The sequence below is a fragment of the Billgrantia desiderata genome, assembly GCF_900108215.1.
Lineage (GTDB): Bacteria > Pseudomonadota > Gammaproteobacteria > Pseudomonadales > Halomonadaceae > Halomonas > Halomonas desiderata.
The window spans coordinates 23,657-39,869 of record NZ_FNVC01000013.1 but is presented as its reverse complement, the minus strand read 5'-3'; the positions used below and the strand labels follow the sequence as shown (position 1 = coordinate 39,869).

The window sequence follows — 16,213 nt, the reverse complement described above, 5'->3', positions numbered from 1 at the left end:
GCTGCCTGAGCCAGACGCTATGCCAGCGCCTGTTCTTCTTCCGCCGGTGCGGCGTGGGCAGGCGGCTGCCAGGTATCTCCGGCGGGCTCTACCGTGATGCGCATGCGCTCGACCACGAAGTCGACGAAGGTGCGCACCTTGGGCGAGACCAGGCTGCCGCCGGGGAAGACGGCGTTGAGCTCGACCTCGGGGCCTTCCCAGCCTTCGAGAATACGCCGCGGGCGGCGTGCTTCGGGGCTCATGCAGGTGACGAACTCGTTGGCCAGCATGATGCCCTGACCGTCCTCGAGCATGCCGCGCAGGGCGAAGGGGTCGTTGGCGATGGCGATGGGGTCGACTTCCACCTCCACGGCTTCCCGGCTCTCGCTGTGGTGCAGCTGCCAGACGTAGCGCTGGCCGCGTTGCTCCATGGCCTTGGCCAGCACGGGATGGGCGGCCAGCTCCGACGGCTCGCGGGGTTCGCCGTGCCGGGCGAGATAGGCCTCGCTGGCATAGACGTAGGAGCGAAAGCGGGCCAGGGGGCGGGCCACCAGGCTGGAGTCGGGCAGAGGGCCGACCCTTAGCGCGACGTCGATCTGGTTGGCGACCAGATCCAGGCGCTCGTTGGAGAGCACCAGCTCGATGCGCACCTGGGGATAGAGCTGACGGAAGTCGCGCACCAGGATCGAGGTGAACTCGGTGCACATGGTGAAGGGCGCGGTGACCCTGAGCCAGCCGCGGGGACTCTCTTCGAGATGGTGCACCGCCTTTTCCGCCTCGCCCAGGTCGCGGGCGATGCGGTTGCAGTAATCGAAGTAGATGGCACCCGCCTCGGTCAGGCTCAGGTTGCGGGTGGTGCGGTGCAGCAGCCGCGCGCCGAGGCGCCGCTCCAGGTCCTGCACCTTGCGACTCACCGTGGTCTTGCCGAGGCGAAGCTGTTTGGCGGCGGCGCTGAAGCTGCCCTGTTCCACGACCTTGGCAAAGATCAGGGCGTCGTTGAGGTCTTGCAGCATGGTCGTATTCCTGTGCCGTGCGCAGTGCCGGGAAACCCTGTGAGGAAAAGCACCGTGTCAGGGAAATACTGCAGGAGGGCAAGAACGGTTGCACGGAGACTGTCCCGCCAAAGGGACAGTATTTCCCTGCTGGCCCGACTAATCAAGTGCCCGGTAACACTATAAGGTGGCGGTTTGCGAAGTTTGCCGTCGATTAATCACGCCGCCGAACGACATTAATAAGTCAGAAAAGATAGAGACCAAGAAATAGAGGCAAAGGAATAGCGGCCAGGCTGAGTAAAGGAAGCGCTGAACAAATCGACGAGCGAGATGAAGCACAAGGCGCACGGAGCATAGGAACCGGAGCATATGGGGTATATGTGAGGATTCCGAGCACCGCGCAACGCAGTGATTCGCTCGCGCAGGCATTTGTGCAGTGTTTCCTAAACGGCATGGCGAACTTCGTGTTGGTCAATGGGGAGAGGGAGTATCGATGAACGTCCACAAGATGTTCGAGAGTCGAGGGAGCCGGCGTGCGCTCATGGTTACCGCCATGCTTGCCGGGATCGTCGTGCTGACAGGATGCGAGAGCCAGGCCGATACCCAGGCCGGCGCCGAACAGGGGCCGCCGCCACCGCAGGTCAGCGTGGCTCAGGTGCTGGTCGAGGACGTGGAGCTGTGGGATGCCTTCACCGGCCGTATCGAGGCAGTGGAGACGGTGGACCTGCGCCCGCGCGTGTCCGGCTACATCGAGAGCGTCAACTATACCGAGGGTGAGAAGGTCGAGAAGGGCGACGTGCTGTTCGTCATCGACCCGCGCCCTTACCGCGCCGAGCTGGAACGGGCCGAGGCCGAACTGCAGCGAGCCCGAGCCCGTGCCGAACTGGCACGCAGCGAAGCCGCCCGGGCCGAGGCGCTGGGTCAGAGCCGCTCGATCTCGCGTGAAGAGCTGGACCAGCGTCGTTCAGCGGCGGCTACCGCCGCGGCCGACATCCTCGCCGCTCAGGCCATTGCCGAGACGGCCCGGCTCAACATGGAGTTCACAGAGGTACGCGCGCCCATCGCCGGACGTGCCGGCAGGGCATTGGTGACCGCGGGCAACCTCGTTTCCGAGGCCACGCCGCTGACCAGCATCGTCGCCCTGGACCGAGTCCACGTGCACTTCCACAGCGACGAGCGGGCCTACCTGCACTACGACGCCCTGGCGCGCAACGGCGGTCAGTTCAGCCTGCGCGACGGCGGCGTTCCGGTGCGTGTGGGCCTGGCCAGCGACGAGGACTACCCCTACCGCGGCGTGGTCGACTTCATCGACAACCGTCTCGATGCCGACACCGGCACCATCCTGACCCGTGCCGTGCTCGACAACGGCGAGGGTCGCTTCGCGCCCGGCATGTATGCCCGGGTTCAGCTGCTGGCGGGCAGCGCCGAGGGCACCCTGCTGATCGACGACAAGGCGGTGCTCACCGATCAGGACCGCAAGTACGTGTATGTGGTCGATGAGGGCCGAGCCATGCGTCGCGACGTGGAGCTCGGGCGCATGGTCGACGGCCTGCGGGTGGTGACGGCGGGCCTCGAGCCCAGCGACCAGGTGGTGGTGAACGGCGCCCAGCGGATCTTCTTCCCGGGCATGCCGGTGGCGGCGGAGAGCGTCGACATGCGCGGCTCGGGGGCGGCGGCCGGCGAGTACGCCGCCGTGCGCTGAGCCGACGCACCGCCCAGCACGACTCCGTATAACCATAACCCCTGAATGACGTTCACGGGGCGGACCACGCGTCCGTCCCGTAAGGGAGTCTCGTCATGAATTTTGCCAAATTCTTCGTCGACCGGCCGATCTTTGCCGCGGTGCTGTCGATCCTGATCTTCATTGCCGGCGCGATCACCATTCCGCTGCTGCCGGTCAGCGAGTACCCCGATGTGGTGCCGCCCACCGTGCAGGTGCGCGCCGTCTATCCGGGTGCCAACCCCAGCGAGATCGCCGACACGGTGGCCACGCCGCTGGAGGAGGCCATCACCGGGGTCGAGAATCTGATGTACATGAAGTCGGTGGCCGGCTCCGACGGGGTGTTGGCGCTGACGCTGACCTTCCGTCCCGGTACCGACCCGGACGAGGCCCAGGTGCAGGTGCAGAACCGGGTCAGCCAGGCCCTGGCGCGGCTGCCCGAGGCGGTGCGCCGCCAGGGCGTGACCACCGACAAGCAGTCGCCCGACCTGACCATGGTGCCGCAGCTGATCTCGCCCGACGGGCGCTACGACAGCACCTACCTGCGCAACTACGCGGCGCTGCACGTGCGCGATGAGCTGGCGCGGCTCGAGGGGGTGGGCCAGGCGATGCTGTTCGGCGCCGGCGACTACGCCATGCGGGTGTGGATCGATCCCGACCGCGCCGCCGCGCGCGGGCTCACCGCCGGCGACATCATCGCCGCGATCCGCGAGCAGAACGTGCAGGTCTCGGCCGGCCAGCTCGGCGCGCCGCCGACGCCGCAGTCGTCCGACTTCCTGGTCTCGATCAACGCCCAGGGGCGCCTGACCACCGAGGAGGAGTTCGGCAACATCGTGGTCAGGGCCGGCAGCGGTGGCCAGATCACCTACCTCTCCGACGTGGCGCGCATCGAACTCGGCGCCGCCGAGTACTCGCTGCGAGCGCTGCTCGACAACCAGCAGGCGGTGGCCATCGGTATCTTCCAGGCGCCCGGCTCCAATGCCATCGCGCTCTCCGATGCGGTGCGCGACAAGATGGAGGAGCTCTCCCAGCGCTTCCCCGAAGGGGTGGAGTACACGATCGTCTACGACCCGACGGTGTTCGTGCGCGATTCGATCAAGTCGGTGATCAAGACCCTGCTCGAGGCGGTGCTGCTGGTGGTATTGGTGGTGACGCTGTTCCTGCAGACCTGGCGTGCTTCGGTGATCCCGCTGCTGGCGGTGCCGGTGTCGATCGTGGGTACCTTCGCCGTGCTCTATCTGCTGGGCTTCTCGATCAATACCCTGACCCTGTTCGGCCTGGTGCTGGCCATCGGCATCGTGGTCGACGACGCCATCGTGGTGGTGGAGAACGTCGAGCGCAACATCGAGGAGGGGCTCGCGCCGCTGGCGGCGGCCCACCAGGCCATGCGCGAGGTGAGCGGGCCGATCATCGCCATCTCGGTAGTGCTGTGCGCGGTGTTCATCCCGATGGCCTTCCTCGAGGGCGTGACGGGGCAGTTCTATCGCCAGTTCGCGGTGACCATCGCCATCTCCACGGTGATCTCGGCGATCAACTCGCTGACCCTGTCGCCGGCGCTGGCGGCGCTGCTGCTCAAGCCCCACGACGCACCCAAGGACCGCCTGTCGCGGCTGATCGACTTCCTGTTCGGCTGGGTGTTCCGCCCCTTCAACCGCTTCTTCAACGCCAGCTCCAAGGGCTACCAGGGCGGCGTGGCGCGCAGCCTGCGCCGACGCGGCGCGGTGTTCGCCGTCTACGCGCTGCTGCTGGCGGGTACCGGGGTGATGTTCCAGGTGGTGCCGGGCGGTTTCATTCCCACCCAGGACAAGATGTACCTGATCGGCGGCGCCAAGCTGCCCGAGGGCGCTTCCCTCGACCGCACCGAGGCGGTGATCCGGCGCATGACCGAGTTGGCGCTGGAGACCGAGGGCGTGACCTCGGCGGTGGCCTTCCCGGGGCTCAACCCGCTGCAGTTCACCAACACGCCCAACACCGGCACGGTGTTCTTCGGCCTCGACCCGTTCGAGTCGCGCTCGCGTAGCGCCAACGAGATCGTCGCCGAGCTCAACGGCAAGTTCGGTGCCATGCAGGAGGCGTTCAGCTTCGCCTTCACTCCGCCGGCGATCCTCGGCATCGGTTCGGGCTCGGGCTTCTCGCTGTTCGTGCAGGACCGCGCCGGGCTCGGCTACGGCGAGCTGCAGCAGGCGGTGGACGGCTTCAGCGGGGCGCTGATGCAGGCGCCGGGCATGGGCTATCCGATCACCTCCTACCAGTCCAACGTGCCGCAGCTCGACCTGCACGTCGACCGGGTCAAGGCCAAGACCCAGGGCGTGGCGCTGACCGACCTGTTCGAGACCCTGCAGGTCTATCTCGGTTCGGTCTACGTCAACGACTTCAACCGTTTCGGACGCACCTGGCAGGTGATGGCCCAGGCCGACGGCGACTTCCGTATGGACGTGGCGAACATCGAGCGCCTGCGCACCCGCAACGAGCATGGCGAGATGGTGCCCATCGGCAGCATGATCCGCGTCGACCGCACCTTCGGCCCCGACCCGGTGATCCGCTACAACGGCTACCCGGCGGCGGACCTGATGGGCGAGGCCGATCCGCGCGTGCTGTCGTCGAGCCAGGCCATCCAGGTGGTGGAGCAGCTCGCCGCGGGAGTGCTGCCGGCCGGCATGGCGTTCGAGTGGACCGACCTGAGCTATCAGCAGGTCAACCAGGGCGGGGCGGCGCTGATCGTGTTCCCGCTGGCCATCCTGCTGGTGTTCCTGGCGCTGGCCGCGCTCTACGAGAGCTGGACGCTGCCGCTGGCGGTGATCCTGATCGTGCCGATGTGCATGCTCTCGGCGCTGATCGGCGTGAAGCTCACCGGCGGCGACAACAACATCTTCGTCCAGGTGGGCCTGGTGGTGCTGATCGGCCTGGCGTGCAAGAACGCCATCCTGATCGTCGAGTTCGCCCGTGAGCTGGAGATGCAGGGCCGCGGCATCGTCGAGGCGGCGCTGGAGGCGTGCCGCCTGCGCCTGCGTCCGATCATCATGACCTCGATCACCTTCACCGCGGCGGTGGTGCCGCTGATGCTGGCCGGTGGTGCCGGCGCCGAGGTGCGCCAGGCGCTGGGCACGGCGGTGTTCGCCGGCATGCTTGGCGTGACCCTGTTCGGCCTGTTCCTGACCCCGGTGTTCTACGTCGCCCTGCGCAAGCTGGTCTCGCGCGGGCAGGCCGAACCCCGTGACGCACAGCCCGTGGAGGGCGCCTACCATGCCTGATCTGGCCAAACCGATGAGAGCCCTGCGCAACCTGATGCCGTTGCCGCTCGCCCTGGCGCTGGCCGCCTGTGCGGTGGGGCCCGACTACCGCGCGCCGACGCTGGCCGAGCCCGCCGCCCTGGCGCGCGCCGAGGCTGAGCTCGTCACTCCCGAGGCGGTCGAGCGCGAGTTCTGGCGCGGCTTCGACGACCCGCTGCTGAGCGAGCTGGTCGAGGAGGCCTTCGACGCCAACCACGACCTGCGCATCGCCCTGGCGCGTCACGACCGCAGCCTGGCACTGCTGCGCCAGTCGCGCCGGGACCTGGCGCCCAGCGTCACCGCCCAGGGCGGCGCCTCGCACCAGCGTGCCAGCGCCGACCAGATGCCCCAGGCGACGCGCTCCCAGCGCGACTTCGAGAGCTATGATGCCGGCGTCGCCGCGCTGTGGGAGCTCGACTTCTTCGGCCGCGTGCGGCGTGCCGTGGAGGCTCAGCAGGCCGAAGCGGAGGCCTCGGCCGCCGATGTGCGCGCCATGCAGGTGGTAGTGGTCGGCGAGCTGGTCGATCAGTACGTGCGCCTGCGCGGCCTGCAGGAGCAGCTGCGCGTGGCGCGAGCCAACGCCGACAACCAGCGCGAGTCGCTGGCGTTGGTCGATGCGCGGCTGGAGGCGGGGCGCGGCACCGAGTTCGACAGCGTGCGCGCCCGGGCCCAGCTCGAGAGCACGCTGTCGCGTATACCGGCGCTGCAGGGCGAGATCGCCGCCATCGTCCATCGCCTGGCGGTGCTGACCGGGCGCGAGCCCGGCGCCCTGATCGCCCGGCTGGAGGCGCCGGCACCGCTGCCGGCGCTGCATCAGCGGGTAGCGGTGGGCCTGCCCGGCGAGCTGCTGCGCCGCCGCCCCGATATCGCCGCCGCCGAGCGGCGCCTGCACGCCGCCACCGCCAGCATCGGCGTGGCCACCGCCGATCTCTACCCGCGCTTCACCCTGAGCGGGTTGCTCGGTACCCAGGCCGCCAGCACCGGCGACCTGTTCGGTCGCGACAGCCAGACCCGGCTGGTGGCGCTGGGGGTGGACTGGTCGTTCCTCGACAGCGGTCGGGTGCGGGCGCGCATGGCCGCCGCCGATGCCGACGCCGAGGCCAATCTGGCGCGCTACGAGCAGACCGTGCTGCAGGCGCTGGAGGAGGCCGAGACGGCGCTCGCCCGCTACGCCCAGTCGCTGCGCGAGCGCGAGCATCTGGAGGCCGCCGCCGCGGCCAGCGCCGAGGCGGCCCGCCAGGCGCGGGTGCGCTTCGAGGTCGGCGTGATCGACTTCCTCGAAGTGATCGACAGCGAGCGTTCACGGCTCGAGGCCGAGGACGGCCTGGCCCAAAGCAGCGTGCGTGCCGCCACCGCCCTGGTGAGCGTCTACCGGGCGCTGGCCGGCGGCTGGGAGGAGCGCATGGACGCGCCGCGCCAGGCGAATGCCGAACCGGCGCTGAGCTCCACCTGATGAGGGCGAGCCCGGCTCGCCTGCATGACGACGAGCCGGCATGGCGCCATGCGCCGTGCCGGCTCAACCTGTCCCACGTTCCCCGCTACGTCCCCCAGTAAGCACTCGCTGACCTCGCTGCGCCGGTAGGGCGTATTGCCCGCGATTATCTGCTATGCTGCTCGCCTGCCTTTAGACGAAGCGCGACCTCGGCTCGTGCCTTCGCATCCACCCTCGCTTGCTTGCCGCTTCGGCAATCGCTCAGTCTCGCAGGTTCATTTCCGTGTCCGACTCTCCCAACGACGGGGCCTTTGCCTCGCTGCCGCTGGCGCCACCGCTGCTGGCCAATCTCGATTCGCTTGGCTACCTGGCCATGACGCCGGTGCAGGCCGCCAGCCTGCCGCCGGTGCTGGCGGGCCGCGACGTGATCGCCCAGGCCAGGACCGGCTCGGGCAAGACCGCGGCGTTCGGCCTGGGGCTGCTCTCGCGTCTCGATGTCTCGCGCTTTCAGGTTCAGGCGCTGGTGCTCTGCCCCACTCGCGAGCTGGCCGATCAGGTGGCCGGCGAACTCCGGCGGCTGGCGCGCACGCTGTCCAACGTCAAGGTGCTGACCCTGTGCGGTGGCGCTCCCTTCGGTCCGCAGCTGGCCTCGCTGGCGCATGGCGCGCATGTGGTGGTGGGCACGCCCGGTCGCATCGAAGAGCATTTGCGCAAGGGCGCGCTCGATCTCGCCTCGCTCGACGTGCTGGTGCTGGACGAGGCCGACCGCATGCTCGACATGGGCTTCCAGCCCAGCCTGGAGGCGATCGTCGGCGCGACGCCCGCCAGCCGCCAGACCCTGCTGTTCAGCGCCACCTACAGCGACGAGGTCAGGGGCATCGCCCAGGGGCTGATGCGTGACCCGGCCGAGGTGGCGGTGGCCGAGGCCCATGACGAGAGCACCATCCGCCAGCGCGTCTACCGGGTGGCCGACGAGACGCAGCGTTTCGCCGCGCTGCGCGGGCTGCTGCTGCAGCACCGGCCGCGCTCCAGCGTGGTGTTCTGCAACACCCGGCGTGAGGCCCAGGAGCTCGCCGACGCCCTCGCTGAGGCGGGCTTCAGCGCCCTGGCGCTGCACGGCGACCTGGAGCAGCGCGATCGCGACCGCATCCTGGTGCTGTTCGCCAATCACAGCGTCTCCATCCTGGTGGCCACCGACGTGGCGGCCCGCGGGCTGGATATCGCCGCACTGGATGCGGTATTCAACTACCAGATCGCCCGTGATCTCGAAGTCCACGTGCATCGCGTCGGACGTACCGGCCGCGCCGGCGGCTCCGGCATCGCCTGCACCCTGGTCAGCGAGAGCGAGGCCTATCGCCTAGAGCGGCTGAACGAATTCCTCGGTGAGCCGCTGGAGGAGGCACCGCTGCCGCCGCGCAGCGTGCTGACGCGGGAGCCGTTCCTGCCGCAGATGGCCACGCTGCAGCTCGACGGCGGCAAGAAGCAGAAGGTGCGCCCCGGCGATATTCTCGGTGCCTTGACCGGCGAGGGTGGCATCGAGGGGGCACAGGTAGGCAAGATCAAGGTGCTGGAGCGCAGCGCCTACGTGGCGGTGCAGCGCGAGGTCGCCAAGGCGGCGCTTGCCCAGCTCGGCACGGGCAAGCTCAAGGGGCGCTCGTTTCGCGCCCGGCGTGTCAGCCGCTGATGGCCGCTTTAGAACAGTAGGAGGATAGGTGAAGGTACCTAAACGATTGCAGCCGCTGATCGACGACGGCTTGATCGACACAGTCGAGAGCCAGCTGATGAGCGGCAAGGAAGCCCAGGTCTTCGTGGTGATTTCCCACGGCGAGCGGCGCTGCGCCAAGGTCTTCAAGGAGGCCAAGCAGCGCAGCTTCAAGCAGGCGGTGCAGTATCAGGAGGGGCGTCGCGAACGCAACAGCCGCCGCTCGCGGGCCATGGCCAAGAAGACCCGCTACGGCCAGAAGGAGCAGGAGCAGGCCTGGCTCAACGCCGAGGTCGATGCCCTCTACCGGTTGGCGGCGGCGGACGTGCGGGTGCCGCAGCCCTACGGCTTCATCGACGGCGTGCTGCTGATGGAGATGATCAGCGATGCCGAGGGCCTGACCGCCCCGCGACTGGACGACGTGATCCTGAGCCCCGAACAGGCCCGCGAGTACTACGCCAAGATCCTGCGCGACGTGGTCAAGATGCTTTGCGCCGGCCTGGTGCACGGCGATCTCTCCGAGTTCAACGTGCTGCTGGCCACCGACGGCCCGGTGATCATCGACCTGCCCCAGGCGGTGGATGCCGCCGGCAACAACAGCGCCGAGTGGATGTTCGAGCGCGACGTGGACAACATGCGTCGTTACTTCGGGCGCTTCGCCCCGGAGCTGCTCGGCACCGACTACGGCAAGGAGATCTGGGCGCTCTACGAAGCCGGCGAGCTGCATCCCGAGAGCCGGCTGACCGGCTGCTTCGAGCATGACACCGGCACCGTGGACGTGAACGAGCTGATGAGCGTGATCGACGACGTGCGCGAGGAGGAGGCCTACCGCCAGGGGAGGCGTAACCGCGGCGACGAGCCCGGCGTGGAGGAGGCCGCCGAGGAGTGGCAGGAATCCCAGCGGGAGCGTTGAGCCGAATTGGAGTACTCTTTCGAATCATCTCCAATCAATAACCGAGCGAGGATCGCCATGTCGTTGCATAGAGCGCTGCCCATCCATTCCGGACGCTGGCTGGCCATTGCCTTGGTCCTGCTACTGGCAGGGTGCCAAACCCAGCCGCCGGAGCCGCCTGACGAGGACAAGGCGGCCATCGACCGCATGCTGGTCTTGATCGACGAGCGGCTCGACGTGGCGCCGCTGGTGGCGCAGTCAAAATGGAACAGCGGCGCGCCCATCGAGGCGCCGGAGCGCGAGGCGCAGATTCTCGATCAGGTGGCAGAAGATGCCGAGGCGGCCGGCGTCGACGATGCCTTCGCCCGACGCTTTTTCGACAAGCAGTTCGAGGCCAGCAAGCAGATCCAGCGGCGCCTGCACCACCAATGGCTGCAGGAGGGGCGTTCCCCCTTCGCCGATCCGCCCGATCTCGCCGAGGAGGTGCGCCCGGTGCTCGACCGCCTGACGCCACAGCTGATCGAAGCGCTGGCCGACATGCAGCGTATCGCCGAGGTGGAAGGCTCAGGGCGCTACCTCGAACAACGCGCCGCGGAGCTGATCCAGGATGACTTCGACGGCGAGCCGCGTGACGTGGCGATTGCGCCGCTGAGAGAGCGCTTCGCGCCCTAGCGGCCACTTCTTACTCCACCATCGCGGAGCCTAGGGCTGCCAGGCTCGGGGGTGTTCGGCCTTGAGCACCCCCTGGTCGTCCCAGTCGTCCCAGCCGGCGAAGGGGATCGCTGCCTCGCCGTCCAGCCCTTCCAGCCGCCGTGCCCAGGCGGCTTTCTCCGCTTCCAGGCGTTCACGGAACGCCGCCTCGTCCTGGTAGCTCAGCCCGCCGCCCTGCACCCCGTAGGTGACCTGGGGCGGCAGCACGCTGACGCCCAGATAGTAGAGCGAGTAGTGGATCGGCCACAGCAACGCCACGATATGGCCGCTGCGCCCGTGCCGGCTGAAGGTCGGCGCCGGGGCGCCGGTGGTCACCGAGAGCATGACCTTCTTCCCGGGAAAACGGCCGCGGTCGTAGCGCATGCGACCGCTGTAGAGCCCGCCGTAGACGAACACCCGGTCGAACCAGCCCTTGAGCATGGCCGGCTGGGCATGCCACCACAGCGGAAACTGCAGGATCACCAGATCGGCACGCTCCAGGCGTTCGATCTCGCGCTTCACGTCGGCGGGTAAAAAGCCACCCTCGTAGGCGTGGCGCTGTTCGGTGAGGGGGAAGAACGTCTCGGGCTCGGCCCGTTCGACGTAGTGGCCAGGCCGCTCCAGCGGATCGAAGCCCTCGGCGTAGAGATCCGAGACCTCGACACGGTAGCCTTGCCGCTGCAGGGTCTCGACGGCGACCTCCTTCAGGGCGCCATTGAACGAGCGCGGTTCGGGGTGGCAGAACACGATCAGGGCATGCATCTTGGGTCTCCGCTTGGCTGGCCTACTTGGGAAACACTGCACAAATGCCTGCGCGAGCGAATTGCTGCGTTGCGCGGTGCGCGGAATCCTCACATATACCCCATATGCTCCGGTTGACTCGCAGCCTTCGGCTTCTCGCCCCTTCGGGGCCAGCCTACGGCTGTTTGTCGCTTCGCTCGGTACTGTGCTCCGTGCGCCTTGCACTTCATCTCGCTCGTCGATTTGTTCAGCGTTTCCCTTGATGCGTGCCTTAAGGCTATGCTGTACGTTGACGAACCGACATTCCCAAAACATGACAGCCGACTTTGCATGATTGAACAGCCCGCCAGAGAGGATCTTGCATGAAAGCCGTGGTCTACGAGGCCTTTGCCGCTCCGCCGCAAATCCAGCACGTTCCCGATCCGACGCCGGAAGCGCACGGCGTGGTGGTCAAGGTGATGGCGACGGGCGTGTGCCGCAGCGACTGGCACGGCTGGATGGGGCACGACCCCGACATTCGGCTCCCCCACGTGCCGGGGCACGAGCTGGCGGGCATCGTCGAGGCGGTGGGCAAGGACGTGACGCAGTGGAGAGAGGGCGATCGCGTCACGGTGCCCTTCGTCGGCGGCTGCGGCAGCTGCCCCGAGTGCTACTCGGGTAACCACCAGGTCTGCGACAGCCAGTTCCAGCCCGGCTTCACTCACTGGGGCTCCTTTGCCCAATACGTCGGCATTCACCAGGCGGACATCAACCTGGTGGCCTTGCCAGAGACGTTGGACTTCGCCACGGCGGCCAGCCTGGGCTGCCGCTTCGTGACCTCGTTTCGCGCCGTGGTCGACCAGGGCAAGGCATCCGCGGGCCAGTGGGTGGCGGTGCACGGCTGCGGCGGTGTCGGCCTCTCCGCGATCATGATCGCCAATGCCGTGGGCGCCAACGTGGTGGCCGTCGACATCTCGGCCGAGAAACTCCAGTTGGCCCGTGAATTGGGCGCGGTGGCCACCGTGAACGCAACCGAGGTGGCAGACGTCGCCGAGGCGGTCATCGAGGTGACTCGGGGCGGTGCCCACGTGTCGCTGGATGCCCTGGGGCACCCCACCACCTGCTTCAATTCGATCAGCAATCTGCGCAAGCGCGGCAAGCACGTTCAGGTCGGGCTCATGCTGGCCGATCACAGCACGCCGGCCATTCCGATGAGCAAGGTGATTGCCCACGAGCTGGAGATCCTCGGCAGCCACGGCATGCAGGCCCATCGCTACGGCGCCATGCTCGACATGATCCAGACCGGCAAGCTCTCACCCGAGAAGCTGGTCGGCCAGAGGATCAGCCTGGAACGGTCGATCGAGGCGCTGACGAGCATGGATGAGTTCCAAGGCGTCGGCGTGACCGTGGTGACCGAGTTCTGAGCAGCAGCTGAGCCGCGCCATGCCGGGGTTGGGGGGAGTGAATCGTGACTGAGCAGTCGCTGCACTGGGACGACCTGCGCGTGGTGCAGGCCATCGCCGAGGCGGGTTCGCTCTCCGGCGCCGGGCGGCGGCTGGGAGCCAGCCACGCCACGGTGTTCCGCCGCCTGAACGCCATCGAGCGGCGTCTGGGCGTGGCGCTGTTCGAGCGCTCGCGCACGGGTTACGCACCGACCCCGGCGGGGGAGGACCTGGCGGCAACCGCCGCCCGTGTGGAAACCGAGGTGCTGGGCGCCGAGCGGCGCGTGGTGGGGCGTGATCTGCGCCTCTCCGGCAGCATCCGCGTGACCACCACCGATACGCTGCTGATGGGGTTGCTGTCGCCGATCTTCGCCGGCTTCCAGCGTGTGCACCCCGAAATCGTGCTCGAAGTGGCGGTCTCCAACCAGCTCTTCAACCTCTCCCAGCGCGACGCCGACGTGGCGGTGCGGCCCTCGCCCTCGCCACCCGAGCATCTGGTGGGACGGCGGGTCGGCACCGTCGCTCAGGCCGTTTACGCTCGTGCCGATGACGCCGCCGATGCCTGGGTCGGGCCGGACCGTCACCTGGGCTATGCCGCACTCGACGCCTGGATGGCCGACCAGGAGGCCAACGAGCGCTGCCGCTATCGCGTCGACACCATGCTCGGCATGCTGGCTGCCGTCCGCGACGGGCTCGGCCGCGCCGTGCTGCCCTGCTATCTCGCCGATGCCGAAGCGGCCCTGACGCGACTCGGCGAGCCGATCCCCGAGCTGGCCACCGATCTGTGGCTGCTGACCCACCCCGACCTGCGCCGGGTGGCGCGCATCCGCGCCTTCATGGCCTACGTCGCCGAGGCCGTGAAGGCATCCGACTACCGACTAGCGGGCCAGCCGGCGCGGCCGGCTCACTCCTCGGGCAGGGCATAGGCCATCACGCTGTCGCCCAGGCTGGTTTCGGCCTGAAAGGCACCGCCCGCGGCGATCACCACGTATTGACGCCCCTCATGCATGTAGGTCATCGGCGTCGCCTGGCCGCCGGCGGGCAGGCGCGCCTCCCACAGCATGTCGCCGCTGGTGTTGTTGAAGGCACGGATGTAGTCGTCCATGGTGGCGCCGATGAAGGTCACGCCGCCGGCGGTGGTGACCGGCCCCGCGCTGGTGGGCGCGCCGACGGTCATCTTCAGTCGCGAGGGGATGCCCCAGGGGCCCTGGTCGAAGCTGGTGCCGATCGGCCGGGACCAGACCAGTTCACCGGTGACGAGATCGGTGGCGCTGAGAAAGCCCCAGGGTGGTGCGGCACAGGGCATGTCCAGCGGCGAGAGCCAGGCGCCACGCTGCGCCGCCACCGGGGCGCCGAGCATGGGCTGTGCTTCCTGATCGATATAGCTGGCATCCTCTTCGCCGATGGGGGCGATGTTCTCCATCTCGTCGGCTTCCTCACGCGGGTAGAGCACCACCCGTGACGGCATGCGGTTGTTGTTGACGAGCATCAGCCCGTTGTCGAGATCGAAGGCGGCGCTACCCCAGTTGATGCCACCGAGAATGCCCGGGAACTGCAGCATGCCGCCGGGATGGTCGAGGGTCGGGGGAGTGAACATGCCTTCGTAGCGCATGCGCTCGAACTGAATCCGGCAATAGAGGTGGTCGATGGGGGTGGCGCCCCAGGTGTGGGCGCCGGTGAAATGCTCGACCTCCTGGCCGGGTATCGAGCCGAAGTTCGGCATCTGTGGGGAGAAGCGCTGCACCTCGGCGGTCCAGTCGCCCTCGATGGCGCCCTGGGGGGCCGGGCGCTCCTCGATGGGCAGCAAGAGCTCACCGGTCTCCCGATCGAAGACGAACACCTGGCCGTACTTGGTCGCCTGAACCACGGCGGGGCGAGGCCCATCGTCGGTGGGAAAGTCGATCAGCGCGGGCTGGGCGCCGAGGTCGTAGTCCCACAGGTCGTGGAGCACCGTGGTGAATTTCCAGCGCACTTCACCGCTGTCGACCTCCACCGCCACCAGCGTCGAGGTGAACTCCTCCTCCTCGGGGCTGCGGTCGCCGCCGTACTGGTCATTGGCGGGGTTGCCGGTGGGCAGGTAGACCAGCCCCAGTTCTTCGTCCGCGGAGATCGCCGTCCACACGTTGGGCGTGCCGCGCGGGTAGACCTCGTATTCAGGCGGCTGCCGGTCCGGTGTGGTCCATACCGAGTCCCAGGTCCACTGCCATTCGCCGCTGATGGCGTCGTAGGCACGCACGGCGCCGGAGGGTGCGTCGCGGCGCTGGTTGTCGGTGACCTGATGGCCCACCACGACGATGCCGTTCACCACGATCGGCCCCGAGGTGTTGGAGAGCAGCCCCAGCGCCTGCGGGTCCATGCGGTCGTTGAGATCCACCGTGCCGTTGTCACCGAAATCGCTGCACAGCGAGCCGTCTTCGGCGTCCAGTGCCATCAGGCGGCCGTCCAGCGTGCCCAGCAGCAGGCGACGAGGGCACTCCTCGACCGGCTCGGGGGCCTCGAAATAAGCCACCGAGCGGCAGGCGGTCGAGAACACGTGCTCCTGGGCTTCCACCGCCACTTGCGGGTCGAAGTGCCACTGCTGCTCGCCCGTGCCGGGGTCGAGGGCGAAGACCTGGTTGCTCTGGGTGCAGACGTAGAGGCTGTTGCCGATCTTCAGCGGGGTGTTCTGAAAGGCGTAGGGGGCGGCATCGCTGGGCGGCTCGTCGCCGGTATTGAACTCCCAGGCAACTTCCAGTCGATCGGCGTTGTGCGGCGTGATCTGGTCGGCCGGCGAGAAGCGCTGGGCCAGATTGGTACCGCCGTAGGCGACCCAGTCGGTGTCGTCCGGAGCACTCGGCTGACGGATCTCCTCGGCCGCTACCGTGGTGGGTGCGTCGGGGCCGGAGTCGAAGATGAGCCACAGCACCGTCCCGGCGTAGCCGACCATGATCAGCACGCCGAGCAGTGGGCCGGCATAGGGCAGGGCCGGCTGGTAATAGCCGCGGCGATACAACACCGGCAGCAACAGCAGGGCGACAGCCAGCAGCCCGGCCATGAGGCCGGTACGCGCCATCAGGTCGATGTGCCAGACCGGCATCCAACCCTTGCCGGCAATTTCCCACAGCGACCAGAGAAAGGTACCTGCCACGGTGGCGGCATAGACCCACACCCCCGCTGGCAAACCCAGCATGAGCATGACGGCAGCCGCCAGCGTGCCGATGCCGGCCAGGAGAAAATAGAACGTTCCGCCGAGATAGATCAGGTAGGCGCCGCCCAGCGACATGGCCAGGCCGAGCAGCAGCAGAACATAGGCGAGAACGGTGACGGCCCAGCCGGCCGCTCCTCGTGAGGTGTGCACATCCATGGCGTTACCTGTGGTCAAGGGCGAGAAGGTAG

11 protein-coding genes are annotated in these 16,213 nt (G+C 68.0%); 8 read left to right on the top strand and 3 right to left on the bottom strand.

Annotation, left to right across the window (positions count from 1 at the left end; translation table 11 throughout):
- Positions 1–17: 17 nt before the first annotated feature.
- Complete coding sequence (locus C4S71_RS12820; RefSeq protein ID WP_086511276.1) at positions 18–992, bottom strand: LysR family transcriptional regulator; 975 nt, start codon at positions 990–992, stop codon at positions 18–20.
- A gap of 472 nt (positions 993–1,464) precedes the next feature.
- On the opposite strand from C4S71_RS12820, the gene C4S71_RS12815 reads away from it, so the two are divergent.
- The 6 genes from C4S71_RS12815 to aroQ all read left to right on the top strand — a co-directional run bounded on the left by C4S71_RS12815 (position 1,465) and on the right by aroQ (position 10,658).
- Complete coding sequence (locus C4S71_RS12815; protein ID WP_103969390.1) at positions 1,465–2,673, top strand: efflux RND transporter periplasmic adaptor subunit; 1,209 nt, start codon at positions 1,465–1,467, stop codon at positions 2,671–2,673.
- A gap of 95 nt (positions 2,674–2,768) precedes the next feature.
- A complete protein-coding gene (locus tag C4S71_RS12810) occupies positions 2,769–5,942 on the top strand; it encodes an efflux RND transporter permease subunit (protein ID WP_086511284.1) in 3,174 nt (1,057 codons plus the stop codon).
- Positions 5,935–7,413 (top strand): efflux transporter outer membrane subunit, encoded by a 1,479-nt coding sequence (locus tag C4S71_RS12805; RefSeq protein ID WP_235014363.1) that lies wholly within the window; start codon positions 5,935–5,937, stop codon positions 7,411–7,413. Before C4S71_RS12810 ends, C4S71_RS12805 begins: the two co-directional genes overlap by 8 nt.
- 262 nt (positions 7,414–7,675) lie before the next feature.
- Positions 7,676–9,076 carry an ATP-dependent RNA helicase DbpA gene (gene dbpA / locus C4S71_RS12800; protein WP_103969389.1) on the top strand — a complete coding sequence of 467 codons (1,401 nt, stop codon included), beginning with the start codon at positions 7,676–7,678 and terminating at the stop codon, positions 9,074–9,076.
- Positions 9,077–9,104: 28 nt separating this feature from the next.
- Positions 9,105–10,007, top strand: a complete 903-nt coding sequence (locus C4S71_RS12795) for a PA4780 family RIO1-like protein kinase (protein WP_103969388.1) — start codon at positions 9,105–9,107, stop codon at positions 10,005–10,007.
- Positions 10,008–10,064: 57 nt separating this feature from the next.
- Positions 10,065–10,658 (top strand): gamma subclass chorismate mutase AroQ, encoded by a 594-nt coding sequence (aroQ, locus tag C4S71_RS12790; protein WP_086511287.1) that lies wholly within the window; start codon positions 10,065–10,067, stop codon positions 10,656–10,658.
- A gap of 30 nt (positions 10,659–10,688) precedes the next feature.
- Here the strand turns inward: aroQ and C4S71_RS12785 are convergent, their stop codons facing one another.
- Positions 10,689–11,438, bottom strand: coding sequence for an NAD(P)H-dependent oxidoreductase (locus C4S71_RS12785; RefSeq protein ID WP_103969387.1), 750 nt, complete (start codon positions 11,436–11,438; stop codon positions 10,689–10,691).
- 341 nt (positions 11,439–11,779) lie between these two features.
- Here C4S71_RS12785 and C4S71_RS12780 point away from each other — a divergent pair, with 341 nt between their 5' ends.
- Both C4S71_RS12780 and C4S71_RS12775 read left to right on the top strand, forming a co-directional pair.
- Entirely contained in the window at positions 11,780–12,820 is a 1,041-nt protein-coding gene (locus tag C4S71_RS12780; RefSeq protein ID WP_103969386.1) for a zinc-dependent alcohol dehydrogenase family protein, read from the top strand.
- Positions 12,821–12,864: 44 nt separating this feature from the next.
- Positions 12,865–13,764: a LysR family transcriptional regulator gene (locus C4S71_RS12775; protein WP_103969385.1), complete on the top strand. Its 900-nt coding sequence runs from the start codon at positions 12,865–12,867 to the stop codon at positions 13,762–13,764.
- Here C4S71_RS12775 and C4S71_RS12770 read toward each other — a convergent pair.
- The gene (locus C4S71_RS12770) at positions 13,743–16,181 is read right to left on the bottom strand and encodes a membrane-bound PQQ-dependent dehydrogenase, glucose/quinate/shikimate family (RefSeq protein WP_103969384.1); all 2,439 of its coding nucleotides are present in this window, start codon (positions 16,179–16,181) and stop codon (positions 13,743–13,745) included. The genes C4S71_RS12775 and C4S71_RS12770 overlap by 22 nt on opposite strands.
- Between the last annotated feature and the right edge of the window lie 32 nt (positions 16,182–16,213).